We start from the raw sequence: 17,948 nt of genomic DNA, 5'->3' as shown, positions 1-17,948 counted from the left end.
ATCACCGACAACAGACAACTGATCACTGGATTGGTAGAGGAGCGTTCTGTAAGCCGTTGAAGGTGTACCGGGAGGTATGCTGGAGGTATCAGAAGTGCGAATGCTGACATGAGTAACGACAAGGGGAGTGAGAAGCTCCCCCGCCGGAAGACCAAGGGTTCCTGCGCAACGCTAATCGGCGCAGGGTGAGTCGGCCCCTAAGGTGAGGTCGAAAGACGTAATCGATGGGAAACAGGTCAATATTCCTGTACCCCTTCTGACTGCGATGGAGTGACGGAGAAGGCTAGGTCAGCGCAGCGTTGGTTGTCTGCGTTTAAGATCGTAGGCTGGGGTTTTAGGCAAATCCGAAACCTCAAGGCCGAGAATTGATGACGAGGTTCTACGGAACTGAAGTGATTGATGCCATGCTTCCAGGAAAAACTTCTAAGCTTCAGGTCAGAAGGGACCGTACCCCAAACCGACACAGGTGGTCAGGTAGAGAATACCAAGGCGCTTGAGAGAACTCGGGTGAAGGAACTAGGCAAAATGGCACCGTAACTTCGGGAGAAGGTGCGCCGGCTTTGGTGATCGGACTTGCTCCGTAAGCTGAGGCTGGTCGAAGATACCAGGTGGCTGCGACTGTTTATTAAAAACACAGCACTGTGCAAACACGAAAGTGGACGTATACGGTGTGACGCCTGCCCGGTGCCGGAAGGTTAATTGATGCTGTTATCGCAAGAGAAGCGGTTGATCGAAGCCCCGGTAAACGGCGGCCGTAACTATAACGGTCCTAAGGTAGCGAAATTCCTTGTCGGGTAAGTTCCGACCTGCACGAATGGCGTAACGATGGCCACGCTGTCTCCACCCGAGACTCAGTGAAATTGAAATCGCTGTTAAGATGCAGCGTATCCGCGGCTAGACGGAAAGACCCCGTGAACCTTTACTACAGCTTCACAGTGGATCTTGATGTTGCTTGTGTAGGATAGGTGGGAGGCTTTGAAGCGGTGACGCCAGTCATCGTGGAGCCATCCTTGAAATACCACCCTGGCAATATTGAGGTTCTAACCCGGGTCCCGAAACGGGATCGGGGACATTGTGTGGTGGGTAGTTTGACTGGGGCGGTCTCCTCCCAAAGAGTAACGGAGGAGCACGAAGGTGTGCTAAGTACGGTCGGACATCGTACGGTTAGTGTAAAGGCACAAGCACGCTTGACTGCGAGAGGTACATCTCGAGCAGGTGCGAAAGCAGGTCTTAGTGATCCGGTGGTTCTGCATGGAAGGGCCATCGCTCAACGGATAAAAGGTACTCCGGGGATAACAGGCTGATACCGCCCAAGAGTTCACATCGACGGCGGTGTTTGGCACCTCGATGTCGGCTCATCACATCCTGGGGCTGAAGCCGGTCCCAAGGGTATGGCTGTTCGCCATTTAAAGTGGTACGCGAGCTGGGTTTAGAACGTCGTGAGACAGTTCGGTCCCTATCTGCCGTGGACGTTGGAAGTTTGAGAAGAGCTGCTCCTAGTACGAGAGGACCGGAGTGGACGGACCACTGGTGTTCGGGTTGTGTCGCCAGACGCATTGCCCGGTAGCTATGTTCGGACGGGATAACCGCTGAAAGCATCTAAGCGGGAAGCCCCCTTCAAGATGAAACTTCCCTGACTCCCAGAGAGTCCTGAAGAGCCGTTAAAGACTATGACGTTGATAGGTTGGGTGTGTAAGTGCTGTGAGGCATTGAGCTAACCAATACTAATGACTCGTGCGGCTTGACCATATAACGCCAAAGCGATTTGCGAATCAGTTGACAGTGGTCAGTGGCCAGTTGTCAGTTGGAGCCATACGCATAGAGTGTGAAGCAAGAAAGCAGCTTAATTAAAGGATTCCATCTAGAGACTGGTTTCTAGTCTCTAGTATCTAATTAGCCTGGCGACCATAGAAGGTTAGAACCACCTGATCCCATCCCGAACTCAGCAGTGAAATGACCGATCGCCGATGGTAGTGTGGGGTCTCCCCATGTGAGAGTAGGTCATCGCCAGGCACCATTTTTACCTTGAGTTCGCTCAAGGTTGCAAACCCCGATAGAGCAATCTGTCGGGGTTTTTGCATTGTAGCGAAAAAATATAAAGTGGATTAATTGCCCAACGGAGGCCACTGAAAAAGCCAGCTGTATTACCATTTGCCCAGCATTGGATTCCAGTTTGGCAGGCTGGTATGTCGTCCTGGCACATCATACTTGGCATGGAATATAGCTGAGTGATGTCCATATCGGAATAACCCGGGATGAAAAATGTTGCCATGGTATTGTCCCTGCATAGCAATAAAGCCTTTGATTTAAATTCCTCCTCCTAACCACTTCCCGGAACAGAAACTCTCAGCGGTCATTCAATTATCACGTCATAGCTGGCACTGCCACTGGCACCGGGTGCTAACTTCTCGCTGAATGACCAGATAATATCGCCACGATATCCTTGATAAGTTTCCTTACCATCGATGGTTCTGACTTTACATGTTTCGCGTAACGCTTCAGGGCACTGAACTTCACTGGCCAGCGATGTGAAGGGCGGCGTGCTGTCCCGAAGTGACAGCGATTGAATGGGCCCAGCCCCCGGATTACTGAAAAACAGGGTGTATCTCAGCATGTCACCGGGGCTGGCTTGATTGGCAGTGGATGGGCCTGTGCTTTCGCTCATATTTTGCACTTGTTTATTCAGTACCAGTCGTCCACTGCTGCCGGTGGTGACAGTAATGGTGTCGCGTATCCTTCGGGTAATTTTCTCTTCCTGGCCATGCTCTGCCATTATCCCGGCAGGCGCTTTGGTGAACTGTGCCGTGATCTCCAGCGTTGCCCTGAAACCGGACGGCGTTTCTGCAGGAACAAAAACCGAAGCATCAAAACAGATATTCTGACCGGCCTCCAGTCTAATGGGCTGAGATAGTTGGATATTGTCTTTTACTGCCTGATCACAGTCGGCTTCAAACAGCTGTACTGACCAGTTCAATGTCAGCGGCCGACCACTGCTATCGAGCCACTGGTAACTGAGCCTGGCATTACCCACCATAGAGCTGAAAAATGTATGGGTGAACCGGGTCGCCAGACCAGGTGCCACCGCCCGTTGATAATCCGGCGTCAGCGTCAACTCCGGAGTGCCCAGTACATAACCAAACATCGCTGGTGATTTCTGACTGGCTGCAACGGTCAGTTCAACAGGGTTGCCCTTCGCTCCGGGTTGCCAGTCTTTCAGCCCGGGCTGGTCTGGTAAAACTTCAACCTGGTAATTTCCCGGAAGAACATCAGCAAAGGTTAACAGTCTATTTGCGTCTGTTTTATCCTCTCGTTGCAACACAGGCATGCCAGACACTTTATCCAATTTAGTTAACCTGACATGAATACCTTGAAAGCCGGTTTCATTGGCCTGTCTCTCGCCATCGCGGTTCTGGTCTTGCCATATATCGGTTTTGATAGAGCCCGGAACAGAGCCTGTAGTGCCCACACTGAACTCCGAGGTATTGCCATGATCATCAATAACAATAGCCGCTAATGATCCGGTGAGCGGCATATTGGGAATTGTGAATTGGAACTGTTCCTGGGTGATCAGCTTGCTGCCCTGAACCGGGTCTATATAAGTGGCTCTGCCGTTATCCTTATCGTCGTTGCTACCTTCGATCCTCTCAAACAAATAGCGATACTCGCCGTTTATGACGCTGTAAAACTCGAGTTTGACCTTCGGCATGGCAAACCCCTCCACAATCAAAACACCGTTTTCCTGTCGTACATGGTTGATATAGGGAGCATCAATGCCACGATAAAAAGCCTTGGGTGAAGGGGCACCAACCGGGTTTTTGCCAATCACGGTATTAACCACACTGCACCCTTCATTACAGGCACTGGATGCGATAATGCCGTTCATATTGCCGGTGTTGCCGGAACCATTGGTCAAGGCGATGTGCTGCACCTTCTGACCACTTCCCTGCAATTGCAAGATGGCTTCCTGCGATACTTTGGTTTCCAGGTGTAAATCCGGGGCTTGCCAAAATGGTAATGACTTCTGTTCGGCTCCTGCTTTAAGCCCATCCTTGATTTTCTGAGGATCGGGATTAACTCGCTCTTCCGGGTTTGTCAGGCTGAACGCTCTGCCATTAATAATAAGTTGGCTTCGCTTAATCGCAGGCAATGACGTCTGAAGATCAGTTTTCCAGGTTGTACCATTGTTCGGATGCACTGTCGGCACAAATAGCATCTCTCCCGTACCGACACCGGCATTGGCATTGGCAATAAATTGACGCAAACTACCCTGCCCGGTATCCCCTGGCTGGGTAACAACATCAAAGCTGAAACCAAAATTCAGACGGTTATAGTCGTGTAATCCAGCGGGTACTTCAATCAGGTGTTCTGCACTTTCAGGTGTATTCTGATTCTTGAGTTCGTCACTAAGACCACCGGTTTTCCCACCATAGCAATAACCGGCAGTTGTTAACGTCACATCGCTGTAGTTTTTGCCAATACACCGGCCACCACGACTGCTCCAGGTTTGTTCAGGATAATAAACATTAACATCGTGAGCAGCTTTCAGGGTGGCAGCATCAACGGCTATCTGGTAACGGCCCTGGTCTTTAACGATAAACCGGTACTCTCCCCTCGGCCCGGTTTTTGTTTCCATCTTATTCTTATGGGCATCAAACAAAACCACGCGGGCATTGCTAAAATAGTCAAACGCCTTTTCATCACCTTCGGCCAAACGGTCTTCATTAACACTGCCAAGCCGGTGATGAAATAGACGACCGCTAAACAATCGCTCGCTTTTAAATTGGCCGATAAAAACGCTGGAGTCATATACCCCGATCCCCCTCTCACCGAGGGCTATTTTAACCTGGTACCACTCACCTGGTATTACCGGAATTGAACGGTTAATTACTTTGGTAACCCCCCTCATAGCAACGTGCTTACCTCGATGATCCCCGTTATCGATGTAGTATTCGGAGTTTTTGTCTTGATTCACGTATTTTGTGGAGACGGGGTCACCATTATCCAGAGTAGCTAAATTCACTGCCCGGTTTGCAAAGCCACCCTGAATATCCGGCCCACTGATAAAAAAACCGTAAGCATCAATATTTCCCAAGTTTTCGAGCCAGCCCCCATATTCATCAGAGCCGAAAACAAAATCGATTGAAATATTGTTTGACTTTGGCTTGATTTCAAATGTGATGATGACAGGATCGTGCTGCCAAACTTCTCCATCGAAGAGCTTGGCCAAGTCTGGATCGCGACCAAATTTTATGAATGCTGTACCAAGTTTATCCTTATTATAATAGCCAAGTGTACCCGCCTTTCCTGTGGAAATTACCAGTCCTTTAGAAATACCAATATTGGGGGTGTAATTTTCAGTGCCATTGCTGAAAGTACCAACCTGGGAATAGCTGTCATCATCGTCATAAGCAGCCTTAACAATTTTGATGTTACTGATCTCAACACCGGGACCCTGCAGGTTAGCTTTAACAGCATTTATAATTGCCAACCAGCTGTTATGGCTTTCTATCTGGATCTTGGCTTGAAGGCTACAGGAAAAAAAACACATCAAAACAACAAAAAAACACCAGGCCAGCGTCTTAAATAAACGGCTATTAACTTTTAAATAGCAGCATGAAAAACCACTCATTGAATCTGAATCCCAAACTTCAGGCATACCGACTGCCCCGGCATTAGCCCCTGGCTCCAGGTAGCTTTGATCATTTGACCGGACACGCCATGCTCTCCTCCCTCACTCATTTCAGGAAGACCATGCAGATTATGCAGCCGGGTAAAATCCGTTGCCTTGTCATAAATCACCACATTATGAACCGGCTCACTGCCCTGGTTGGTAGCGGTCAGCTTATAAACGACACACTCACCCGGTTTGACCGGGAAAGTCTCGTTGGAAAAATGCGTTGGCAGCGAGCTGCTACAGTCCCATTCCGCCTGTATTTTGGTGATTACCACAATCGCATTGTTGGCCATTGATGAGTTCGTGACCGCCATAGACTGTTGCCCGCCAAACCGTGCGGTTAACGTGGTGATATTTTCACTACCCGGACTGGCACTGGCCGGGGCAAATACCTTGACGATCAGCTGGCGTGTTTCTTTGGCGGGCAGTGAGAATTCACCCTGAATCAACGGATCATCCCCATCTATCCGGCCATCGCTGTTTGTATCGTGGTAAACCAGTGACTGCCAACCCTCTCCACCCCGGGAATCTTCCAGATGCAGGGTAATCCCGGAGACCGTCTGGTTGCCGGGGTTACTTAACTGATGAATAAACGTGACAAAGCTGCCAGGGGATACCTGACTTCTGCCGTTATGTGTCAGGGTGATTTGCTGTTGCTCCTCAACGATCATGGCCAGGTGCAGCTGATCAGCAACACCCCGGTTAACCGGTGAAGCGGCCTTTACATAAAAGGACCAGGTGCCCGGTAGCAGATTATCGGGGAGTTCCACCAACAGGCTCAGCTTTTGCTGCTGACCGGCAACCAATACGCCGGTACCAGTGACCGTCTGATTAAACTCATTAACGAAGGACCAGCGAATACCATTCGGCAAAGTAACCCCTTCTTTGGGCAGCAGATCCAGCAAATAACTGTCGGCCCGGTTGCCTGTATTGTTGACGACAATATGTTCAAACCGCAGAGTCTCACCCGCATTGCCGGTCAGCGTAACCACCGCACTGTCTTCCGGCCCCTGACCAGCGCCATTACCGTTCTGGCAATTTTCACAGGTCAGGTCCACCGAATAGTCAGCGGAGCCTTCAATCTGTAGCAATATATTCTCAGTGGTATCCTCCACCTTATAGCTGGCAAGGATATCAGTGGCTTTTAATTGCAGAGAGAAATCAGCCTGCTGACCAGGGCTGTTCTCTGGTAATTTCACCAGCAACCTGATCTCACGGTAACTGCCTGACTCAATGTCGTTTACCAGCAGCTCCGGCTGATCAATAAAAGGAGAGCATCCGCTATCCGCTGTCGTTAAACAATATTGAGCACCTTCAGGAAAGTTACTGCTTTCCAGGGTAACTTTGTACTGACTATTTGTTGTTCCACGGTTCCACAGGTAGTTGGTAAATTCCGCGATGCCTCCTGCAGTAGCGGATACCACTATTTGCGGTTCTCCGATGTATGGTTCAGAACTGTAGGGGCTGCCATTCAGGGCAACACCAAACCCCTTGATGGTCAGAGGGACAGAGTTGGTATTCTGTTTGACATTATCCGGGCAGGGCTTATCTCCACCCTTCTCACAGAAGGTATATTCAGCCACATTGTAAAGCGTTTGATTGGTGCCGCTTTTCACCCGGGTTTCAAATACCAGCTTCCCGTCATGGCGATGCACCGGAACACCAGCCTGATTAACAGACTGCTCAAGGCGAAAACGTAGACCTTCCGGAGTGCGAATACCCTCATCGGAAATGTGTACCTTTTCAGTCCCGTCATCGCTATACAGCCATGTGGAACCGCCTACGTAGTCCAGTTCAGCTGGCAGGCGATACAGCATTTCCACAACGCTGTTATCGCTATGACTATCCCGACGGGCAAATGACAACGTAGTGGTCACCGTGTCATTAATGGTGGCTTCCGCTTTGTCTGCCCTCTGAGTCACCTCATAAACAACCCCGAGACTGTGAGACATGGTGTCATAATTTACGGCCTGAAAACGACCCTGGCTCTCATGCTCATTGACCCCACTGCACTCGGGCTTAATAACCCGGGCAGAAAGAGTAATCGTTGTTTCAGCACTATCCGGCACCCAGGCCTTGACCAACAGGCCTTTGCTGTCACCGGGGGGCAGCAGGACCGGGCCTGTTACCCTGTCTTCCTCTGTCGTCTGACCGTCGTTGTTTTTATCAAAATAAAGCAGTGCATTGTGGGTAACCGTCAGCTGGTAGCTGGCGGTTATATTGCCACTATTGATTAGCCGATGGGGAAACACCAGCTCATCACCCGGTTTTCCCAAAAGACGCTGGCTATTTTCCAAACGGACGCCAGTGACTTCCCGAATCAGGGTGGTCACCTCATTGGAGTTGACCATATAACTTTGCTGATACTCATCAAGAAAATACGCCTGTGCCTGGCTGCGGATCAGGGTTCCCGGTGGGGTGGCAGCCAGAACAGGGCCAGCGATCAGCAGACTGAGCAGACACAGGGCAATACTCTGCCAGCAGAGCCGGGCGTAGAAACAAGGGGTTACTAAACGGCTCATGATCTAAACCAGTCAAAAAGCGATTCATCGAACTTGAACTGCAGGCTGAGATGCACTCCCTCAGCATTGTATTTTTCGCTGTCCAGATCGTCGTCCCGGAAACCTTCGATATTGTAATGAACGCCCACCCGCAGGTTACTGGCGACCAGATAATTCAGGCCGACACCAGCTGACCAGCGTACACTGTCGTCACCATTCACACTGAGCAGGCCGCTGCGCAGGTCCATATCCCAGCGCCGGTTCAAATCCCAGGTGAGGCGACCGTCGAACACCGTCGTCTGACTGTCAAAGGGGTCTCCGTCAAATTCATCGGTGACCCATTTGCTACCCAGGCGGCCGGAGAGGGTCAGGCCCGGGCGGATTTTACGGTTCTGATGGGTAGAGAGCAGATGCACCCGGCGATCTTCCTCCCGGTCATCATTTTCATCCCGTTCTTCTTTCCATTGATACAGATAGAGACCGTGCTGGACATTGTTCAGTTTTGGCCGACGGGCAAGTCCTAGCGTAAAAGCATGTTCCAGTCGCTGATCACCCTCGCCATCTTTCGGGTTTTCCAGCCGGAACTGTTCACGGATCAGGCCAGCCCAGTCACGATTTAACCGTCGCGCAATGGCACCATCCAGTCCGTAATAATCCTGCAGCTGTCCGTAGCGATACTCTATTCGCCCCGTAGCCCGCTGATTACCATGGCGCTTGTCGTCAATACCCACAGAGATGGCCAGGCCGTCATTGCTGCTGTCGCCACTGAGGGTGTTAATCCACTCGACACTGGGGGAGAGTGACAAGCCTTCGGTCACTTCCAACCGGGTATCCGCACCGTTGACCCACTCCAGCTGGTTACCATCGGTAGCCCCCTGCATACGGTATTCGGAATAGGTGTCGGTATTGGGCAACCAGTCACTTTTGACCCCGAAGGAGAACTCATTGCGATCGCTGTCACCAGACACCGGACCCAGGTGGTGATCCCGTTCAAACCGACCATACACGGAGACTTTTTCAGCAACCTGCCAGTCACTTTCCACCGCAGCCCGCCAACGACTGTCGGTAAATGCCTGTTCATATTCTGCAGAGAGGGAGGCGTCCTTATCCAGCAGGGTGAAACGTTTTTCAACACCCGCCTGAACGGTCAGGTATTCATTATGGTCCTCATCACTGCGCTGACGAATGTACCGGCTACCGGCGGTTAACTGCCAGCCGTTGCCTACTCGTTTATCCAGATAAACACCGGCGTTGTCGCCGGAACCGTTGCTATTGTCTTCCGAGCGGCTGACTTCCGCTTCGGCTCTCAGGTCGAGGCTGTCAGTCAGTGACTGTTTGTGCTTAACACTGCTCTCTTCCCGGCCGACAGATACTCCGCCGCTGCTGTTGGTAAAGTGTTGATCCGCTTTCGCCCAGGTGATCTCGGTTTCTCCTTTACCTGACCATTGTAGTTTAATCTTGATACGGGTGGCGTTGCCGGTCTGCTCATTAATCAGCGAGGGGTTGTTATCGTCCACCGTTTTACCGGTCATCCTGGCACTGGAAATGGCGACTGTGGTTTTCTCCGTTGGCTGGTATTCAACCCAGACACCGGCAATCTCACTGCCTTCGGTACTGTGCTGATCCAGGGTGTAACTGATGCCTGCGGTGACCTGATCCCCCAGTTTCTGCTGCACACGACCACCGGCCACGGTATAGGCTTCGCCATCGTCCTCCACCTCGTAGCTCACCCGGATTTTCTGTGGGTTGCCCTCGTCATCCCGACGGTTGACCGGAGCAGTGAATTTCAGATAGCCACTGAATTCATCCAGGGTGTAGTCGCTGCCCCGGCCCAGGGTGGTGGAGCTGAGCATCAGGCCCGGATTATCCCTGCTCCACACTTCCAGAGTGATGGTTTCGCTGTGGCGGACAATGGGTGCACCTGCCAGCCGGTAGTTCATCGCTGTACCATTGGGTTCGATGATCTCGCTGCGCAAGCTGTTTTCCGGCCGGGCGGCAAAGGTCTGAATACGGGTGCTGCCATTGTCATAGATGGCGTTGATGCCAGTGAGATTGCGCTGGGTTTTGGCCAGATCGTATTCCGCACTTTGGCTGTTGGTCTGGTAATCCCCCCACATAATGCTATTCAGGCCGCGCTCAATTTTTGCATAGAGCTTGCTGCGGCTCTGGGCTTCGTATCCTTTCTCGCTGGCATCGCCGGTGATGGGGTAGTAATCATCCGGATCCACATCACGGAACAGTTCGGCATCGTCGTTTTTATCACTGTCGTAGGAGAGGGTCAGTTGGGTGTCTTTGGCGATATCCCCTTTGACAAACATCGCTGCACGGGTGCGGGTCACCTTTTCATCTTCCGTGGCCGAGAGCAGGTCAGGCATGGTGCCGCTGTTGATATCTACCAGGCCCACCGCCATTAACGGCCGGGAAGGGGCTACCTGGGTGATGGTCGCCTCACCGGACAGCTGCCCTGTGGTTGCCCTGAGGGTAACCGGGCCAGTCTCGTTTCCGGAGCGCAGGTTTACCGTGGCTGCACCGTGATCAATACGAATCTGATGCCCGGGTTCCTGATCCTGAATATCGGTTTCATGCCAGCGACCAGCGGTGCTTTCCAGGGTGATAAAGTAGATACCCCGGGCAGGCAGGCCGTGGTTATCCAGCAATTTGACCGTTACTGGCAGCAGGGTTTGACCATCGTCCGCTGGCAATACATTGGCAGAAGGCACCAGTTGTATAGAAGCAGCCGAACCGGCGTAGCTAAAGGTGTTACCCGCCAACAGTCGTTCATTGCCGAACATATCGGTGGCTTTTATCTCCACCCGGTTCTCACCTTCTTGCAGGGAGACACCGTACCAGGCCAGCAGCTGGGCCTGCTCACGGTTATTGAGCAGCTGCTCACCCAGGCGGTCATTCGCTACGGCTGCACCGTTGATATACAACGTTGGTTGTACTCCGGCACGCACTACCGCCATAAAGCGACCATCGGCCGTTTGTTGCAGCGGCCAGAGGAAGGTACCTTTTTCGGCCTGCTGGCGGGTGACGGTTTTTATGGCTTCTTTGGGTAGAGGAATTTTTGCGCTTGCTGTTTCCTTTTTTTTGCTGTCCGCAGGCAGTGCTTCGGTTGTCTGCTTTTGTTCAGCCTGCTGGTTGGCTTCGGGGGCGCGAATCACACCATTGGACAGGTCGCCACTGGCGTCGGCGGTTTCTGACGGTTTGCTGCGGTTATATTTTGCCGCATCGTCCAGCAGCCAGTCGCCGCTGATGCTTTCGTTGCGGGCTTTGATCTGTTCAACAATTGCGTCGGTGGCAGGGCATTGTGCGGCAAAGTCAGCCCGGTGCATTTCGCCGGGTGTCAGATCGACAAAACGACTGTTGCCGTCGGTACCGTGGCGGTTATCCAGCGGTTTCAGGGTCAGCCCGTCAGGCAGGGTGACCGGGTCTACCTTAAGTACATGGTTGCCGGGCTTCAGGCCCATCAGGCTGTACTGGCCGTATTCATCGGTAATGACCCAGGTGCCGTCTTCCATATAAAGGCGTACACCACCCACAGGCCAATCGTTACTGTCTTGCACCCCGTAGCCGGATTCTCCTGCACACTGGCTATCAAGAAACACTTTACCGAACAGAATGGCTTTATCGGAGAGCACGCCGGTCATGCGAACCGTCACCTCCGCTTTCCCTTCGTTGGAACTGATCCGCTGTCCGGTCACACCCTTGCTGGCGGTGGCCGTGGCACGGTTGATGCCATCGCTGTCGATGGCCCCGGCACCGGCCTGGAGAATATAGGTAATAAGCAGTTCATCATCGCTGGCGAGTGCCGCCTGAGGGCTAAAGCGCAATTGAGGCCCTGGTGCTCCCACCGGGTCTGATGCCGTAATACCATCGATCTTTGTGGTGCCAGCCACGTACTTAAAACCGTGGGGAAGGGTATCCACAACTGACAGGTTAAACAGATCATTGTTACCGGGGTTGTGCAACTTCAGCTCATAGCGGATCCGCTCTCCGGGGGCGATCTCATCCCGATCGGCATTTTTTTGCAGGGTCAGACTGCCGCCCGGGGCGACCATGGCATCCACGGGTACATCAAATACCTCAACACCGGCACTGCTCACCTCAAAAGTGCCCTGTGTATTGATGCCCCCCCGTGCTAAAGCAAAAGGCTGTGGTGCATTATCATCCTCAGGTATGCCACTGCGCCCATAAGAGGCATCATGAATCTTTTTCCCGGGCATCATGGCGGGTGCCATTTTCGACGGAAAAGCATAATTAACCGGAGGAGTGACCTGAATAAAGTAGCGCCCCTCGGGTAACCGGGGATAGATAAAATGACCATTGTACCGAAGCCACCAGCTGGTCATTGATCTGCGAGGCCAGATAACAGTTGCTGCCCGGCTGGCTGTAATCCGGTTGGGCCGCCAGGGCGATTTTGCTATTGGCTTTGGCAGAAAGGCACAGCCCATTATTGTCCTGCTGGTCGGTGGCTAATCGCAGTGGCGATACACTGCGAAACACACCGCTGTTGATGGCCGTTTCCTGCAACTTTACCCGAAGCGAATCACCACGGTTGGAGCGAACTATGACCGACTCAATGACATCTATAGTTTCTCTGGATTGGGCAAAGTTTCCCCCTTCCAGCTCCAGATAAACGTCACTGTTTGTTGTCGGGTTGTTGTTCAGGTAGTAAACAAAAGAAGAAGCAAATTCACCATAAAAGTCCGGAGCCCTGTTGGCACCGGAGGGCTCAATAAAACGGAGGATTGGTTCCGGGTTAATGGTTTCTGCGGCCTCTGTAACCAGGGTGTACGTCGGGTTACTGACAACCAGAGCCTTACGACCCTCAACGGTTTCGTAATCCAGTTTGTTATATAGGTGTGCCCGGTTTTCAATCAGCGTATCGTTGCTGATATTCGGGTTGATGCGTACGGCAAAACTTAACCGACCCGTCTGGCCGGGCTGCAGCTGGGCAGCGGGCACCATAAGGCCAATACGGGTGGGTTTCAGGCGGTGATTCCAGTTTTCGAATCTCTGCCAGTTGCCGTCTTCCATCCGCACCACCACCATGGCCTGGTAGGGGGCAAATTCCGGAAAGGTGTAATCCAGAGAGGTTTGTGGCGGCAGAATATCTTCCAGCAGAACACCATGGAACGGTTTGCTATCGATGGTGGTGGTGCCGTAGGGCAATGGCTTGTTGCCCAGGTTCTGATACCGGATCTCATAGTGCAGAGTATCTTTCGGCTCCGCCGTGTCTTTGCTGACGGTTTTATTCAGCCGAACCGCCACGTCGCTGATGGTTACCTGATCCGTGGCTTGTTGCTTAACTGTGTTGTCCTGTTCTGAGCGGGCTTCCAGAGTGATAAAAAGACGTTCGTCGTTGGCCGCGTCGGCTGGAATGGTGGCGAGGATGACCAGCTGCATGCTCTCACCGGGTTGCAGGGTACGGGTACGGGCCAGCGGTGGCGTGCCCGGTGCCGGTAAGGCACCCCGATATTCAAATACCTGCAGATTGGTCAGGCCGCTCGCCCTGGCTGAAATAAACGACAACTGATAACGGTCGGCGGTATTACCCAGATTGGTCAGCCTGTGCACAAAATAGACTTGCTGCCCGGCAATACCAGACCGGTTCTGGTCGTGTTTCAGTTCAAAGGCATGCACTGCCCCGACCATGACCCAGGACTGATTGGAAATAGCGATGGCCGGTGTGCCGTTCTGGGTATCAAAATAGCTGGCATTGGCCTGGGTAAGAATCATAGTGTCCGCCGGGGTAATCGCCCACGCCCCAAAGCCTGCCAGCAGGCAGAGCAGGGTGAGCAGGGCGATGGTCAGAAGGCGCTTCAACATGAATAACTGCGTAATATCCGGGTTGTTGTTTTTCTTGGGCTTTCGCTGGGCTCTGTTGGCAAAGCGCAGGGAGAGCCCTTCTGCGCGTGGGGAGCGCAGAAGAGAGTTAGAGCGGTTATGGATTTGATTGATCCAGAGTCACTTCAAAGGTCACGGTAACGTGTTGACCAGGACTCAGAGTACCGCCGGAAGTCGCTGTTGCTCCTTTACCCACGTAGAAGGTGATGCTGTTGTTTTCGTTAACAACTGCAACCCCTTCGCCCTCAGTAATTGTTGGGTTACCTGCTTTAGCTGATTTGCTGGTAGCTGAAGTCAGTTGGGTAAATGGAGGGGCAGCATCAGTGATCACCACATTGTGAGCATCTGCAGAACCTTGGACGACAGCGTTTACTTGCCAGATAACGGTTTCGCCAGGTTTAACATCTTTCAGTTGGGTCTGAAAGTCTGAGGAACCCTTTTTGGCTACCTTTTTGGTCAGTACAACCTGGCCCTTGATAACGGTGGTGGAGTTGGTCAGGAATACCTTTTCCATAACAGTTTCCCCTGATTTGCCCTCAGCACCCAAGGTCAGGTTGAAGACATAACCAGCCGGGGCGTTGGCAGGAGCAAACACTTTTACGGCAATGTTTTTTGTTTCACCAGGTGTCAATGTCATGGGTCCTGACACAGGTGCAGCGCTGAGTTCGTTGGTAGCATCCCGCGTGTAGATCAGGTAGATCCAGCCAGAGGGTGGAGTGACAGCAGGGAATCTGACCTCCAGATTGGTGTTACTCAGGTTTTTCAGCACATGGTCATAGAACGTAATACCGCCCGCTTCGACCTGATTGGCACCGCCAGGGCCGAATTCCAGCAACAGATCTTTTTTGATGGTGATCTTGTTGGTGGTGCTGTTGCTCAGACTGTGAATGTTGGAGTTTATGGTGAAAGTGATGTTGTAATCACCTGCTTTCGCGTTACTCACATCCGCCGGAATCTCAACCTGGGCAATGACCTTCATGAATGAATTGCCGGGCAGGCTGGGTGTTGAGGTGATTGGCCGATCAGTGGCGCGAATCAGTTCCTTGCCATCATCGGTGTTATTGTTCTCAAAAATACCTTTATGGATATAGGTCACTTTCCAGCCAGGATTCTTGTCAATCTCTGAGGAGAGACTGAAGCTGCTGGCCGTTGCCGACTCATTGGCAATATAGAGACCAAATTTGGCGACTTTGCCTGGCTTCAGGGAGATTGTGGATATAGCACCAGCAGTCGTAGGGTGTGCGTCGTCTATACCAAATAGTTTCTCAATCGTAATTTCAGATCCAGCAGGGAAATTAATCTCTACATCGCTCCCGTCCTGTTCGACTTTATAGTTAGCCAGATCGATCCTTTCTTTTGTGATTTTTTCCAGCGTATTGATCACAGAGTCAGAAAAAGTAGCATCACCGGCAGAGGTCACAGTGAGTGTGACAGTTGATGGTGTGTCTTTGCCACCCACAGGCAGCTGGGCCTTGACCATAATCGTGATTTTGCCGTCCTTACCCAGTGTGCCCGTATCTACAGTGCCATCACCATTGGTGTCGTTCAGAGGGGTTTTACCGGTTGAGTCCCAGAGGCTGAGTACTGTGCCCTCTGGGAACGAGTGGTTACTGAAAGTCAGGTTGAATGTATCTGCACCATTACCCAGGTTTACGATAGTGTTGGTAAACTCGGCAATGCCACCGGCCGGTTCTTCAGGCAAAGTCTTATTTTCACCAGCCTCGACGCCGTAGAACTGGGGCAGTGTTGTGGAGACAAGATTGGTTTCTGACACTTTGTCACCGAAAGTGACAAACGCTTTGTTCTGCAGTAAAGCGTTGGCATAAAACGTTAAGCTATTACCGTCTACATCCTTGTCTGGGTAAGTAGCAGTAAACTCAAAGGCAACTGTAGCCCCGGTATCCAGGTTTTTCAGATCCATGTATAAGGCTTTTGCATGGTGAGGAAAATAGGGAATTTCAATGTTGGCAGGCTTGTCTATGTTTGTGACAAAACCACTCAGACGCGCATCCTGGCCCTCTGGGTTTTCAATACTGCTCAAATCAAGCAGGTGGGGCAGGAAGTCATAAATGCCACCTTCATCCAACAGAGAACCATTATTGGTAATCTTAATGCGGTAGGTGACAGAACCTGTATTTGCTTTTGGGTTTCCGTCCGAGCCAAACTCAGCAGGAATATGTTTAACCACCTGCTTGCTTGCAACAATTACCGGGCCTGTGGTTACGGTGATGGTATTAGTGTTTGTTGCCTGATTTGCACCACCAAAAGAAGAGTTGTTTGGTGCTGCAACGTTCATAAGCAATGTATATTTATCATTGGTCTGAGCAGTGCCAGGCACCCGAGCAGACACCACCAGATTGGCTGTGGTACCAGCAGCGACTTTAAGATATTCATCCAGTTTGATCTCGGGTTCATTGTCATCGGGCTGACCGTTGCCGTTGGTATCCAGATAGACTTTTACTTCACTTAGGTCATGGCTGTTTGTTGCCTCCAGCTGGAAACGGTCTTGAGTATTACCATCGTTGATCAGCTGGTGCGGGAAGTAAACGATTTGCCCGGGAGCACCATCTTTAGTTTGCCCGTCTTTTTCCAGCCTGGCTGAAAAAACTTCCGCCACGGTAACAGAAGATTCGTTGGATTGCGCCGTATAACTGTTACCCAGACTATCTTGATAGGTCACCGTCGCCAGGTTCTTAATCACCGTCCCTGCCGGAGTAAAAGCATAAGCCGATGCCCCCCAAAGCATCGAAATGGCTAACAGGGCAAGGGTCCAGAACGCCATAATGGGCTGTCGATTACTGCTGTACATTGTCTTTATTTTGACCCCTCGACCAAGCATTGCTCTGTGCATCATTGTTGAATTGAAATTATTTTTGCTTTACCACTCTCTGTACGTTTGTTGATGACTTGCCTTTTTCTGTGGACAAAGCCGTCATCTCCCGGCACCAGGCCAAGGTGTCAAACAAGCGTTTCAAGAATTCCCCGGTGGGTGCACCCCGTGGAGAGGCTGCGCTGTTCTTCTTCTGATGGCAGTGGGCTGGTTGCGTAGAATCAGATCACTTGAATCCGATATGTAAACTGCTGAACCTCGCCCCCTTTCAATGGACGCTGAACCAGCCAGCGCAGGTTGGTGTATTCCGTGGCCGGAATCACCACCTCTTTCAGCTGGCCATTATTATCTTTACGCAGTCGTTTAACCGGTTCACCTTCCCAGGTTTTTCCGCCATCAATGCTTACTTCAAAGCGGCTGGGCACTACGGTAATGGCGGTTTTGTCCAGATAACGGGTGTTGGCCGGTACCGGCACCGCCACATTCAGGCCCGACATGGCCTCGGCTGAGGTGTTGGTATAGGCCAGCTGATACTCCAGTACGTTGCCCGGCTCGGCAGTGGCGGCTTTCTTCAGGGTCTCTTTACCATTCTCACTGGTGACCACATAGGCCAGCATCTGGGAGCGGACTTTTTCTGCAGCCTGTGCAGTAGACATCATAAACGAGGCCGCAAGCACAACGGCCATGAATACACTTATCATTCGGTTCACAAAAAATACCCTCACGGTATTCATTGATACTGCTTTAAACCGCTTAACTGTCGTTATGGGCAGCGGGCTCAAAACGTCTCAAGTTAAAGAAATTTTTCAAAAAAGAGCCGCAAGATATTAGTTGATGCAACAAGGTGCTTGTGGAATTCACTCTTGTTGAGGCTTTGCACTGCTTGTTTGAAGTGTAAATGCTCGGTATGCCGATGGCGGCTTGCGTAAAATACATACAGAGTCACATGTGTGGTAATTGACTTATATCAATGAAGTAACCTCTTTTCTTATTGTGTTTTTGAATCACATTTTGACACAGTTCTGAAATCAACGAATTTCATGAATTGGTCCATGTATATCTTTCCGGGCAATAGCAGACACCTGAAAAGTGA

The 17,948-nt window shown here is 51.5% G+C and carries 6 protein-coding genes and 2 rRNA genes (1 of these 8 running past the window's edge); 2 read left to right on the top strand and 6 right to left on the bottom strand.

What is annotated here, in order from left to right:
* A 23S ribosomal RNA gene (locus tag ACO6UX_RS11845) occupies positions 1–1,749 on the top strand; it begins 1,733 nt to the left of the window's first position.
* 148 nt (positions 1,750–1,897) lie between these two features.
* Positions 1,898–2,013, top strand: a 5S ribosomal RNA gene (gene rrf, locus ACO6UX_RS11840).
* Positions 2,014–2,353: 340 nt separating this feature from the next.
* Here rrf and ACO6UX_RS11835 read toward each other — a convergent pair.
* From ACO6UX_RS11835 to ACO6UX_RS11810, 6 genes are all read right to left on the bottom strand, one after another.
* A complete protein-coding gene (locus ACO6UX_RS11835) occupies positions 2,354–5,548 on the bottom strand; it encodes a choice-of-anchor L domain-containing protein (RefSeq protein WP_422447952.1) in 3,195 nt (1,064 codons plus the stop codon).
* Between the two features lie 77 nt (positions 5,549–5,625).
* Positions 5,626–8,196 (bottom strand): hypothetical protein, encoded by a 2,571-nt coding sequence (locus ACO6UX_RS11830; RefSeq protein ID WP_422447759.1) that lies wholly within the window; start codon positions 8,194–8,196, stop codon positions 5,626–5,628.
* A complete protein-coding gene (locus tag ACO6UX_RS11825) occupies positions 8,193–12,527 on the bottom strand; it encodes a hypothetical protein (RefSeq protein ID WP_422447757.1) in 4,335 nt (1,444 codons plus the stop codon). Before ACO6UX_RS11825 ends, ACO6UX_RS11830 begins: the two co-directional genes overlap by 4 nt.
* A complete protein-coding gene (locus ACO6UX_RS11820; protein ID WP_422447755.1) occupies positions 12,436–14,007 on the bottom strand; it encodes a hypothetical protein in 1,572 nt (523 codons plus the stop codon). The genes ACO6UX_RS11825 and ACO6UX_RS11820 overlap by 92 nt, the downstream gene beginning before the upstream one ends.
* Positions 14,008–14,122: 115 nt before the next feature.
* Positions 14,123–16,834, bottom strand: a complete 2,712-nt coding sequence (locus ACO6UX_RS11815) for a hypothetical protein (protein ID WP_422447753.1) — start codon at positions 16,832–16,834, stop codon at positions 14,123–14,125.
* Between the two features lie 242 nt (positions 16,835–17,076).
* A complete protein-coding gene (locus tag ACO6UX_RS11810) occupies positions 17,077–17,565 on the bottom strand; it encodes a hypothetical protein (RefSeq protein WP_422447751.1) in 489 nt (162 codons plus the stop codon).
* Positions 17,566–17,948: the final 383 nt, after the last annotated feature.

It is taken from the genome of Endozoicomonas sp. ALB091 (assembly GCF_049310265.1).
Classification (GTDB): Bacteria; Pseudomonadota; Gammaproteobacteria; order Pseudomonadales; family Endozoicomonadaceae; genus Endozoicomonas.
The sequence above is the reverse complement of the archived record's forward strand: the minus strand, read 5'-3'. Positions and strand labels throughout refer to the sequence as shown.

Bases quoted from the DNA above. Each gene is read 5' to 3' on its own strand.
- ACO6UX_RS11825 (WP_422447757.1), bottom strand. From the start codon at position 12,527: ATGACCAGCTGGTGGCTTCGGTACAATGGTCATTTTATCTATCCCCGG.
- ACO6UX_RS11815 (WP_422447753.1), bottom strand. From the start codon at position 16,834: ATGTACAGCAGTAATCGACAGCCCATTATGGCGTTCTGGACCCTTGCC.
- ACO6UX_RS11820 (WP_422447755.1), bottom strand. From the start codon at position 14,007: ATGTTGAAGCGCCTTCTGACCATCGCCCTGCTCACCCTGCTCTGCCTG.
- ACO6UX_RS11835 (WP_422447952.1), bottom strand. From the start codon at position 5,548: ATGTGTTTTTTTTCCTGTAGCCTTCAAGCCAAGATCCAGATAGAAAGC.
- ACO6UX_RS11830 (WP_422447759.1), bottom strand. From the start codon at position 8,196: ATGAGCCGTTTAGTAACCCCTTGTTTCTACGCCCGGCTCTGCTGGCAG.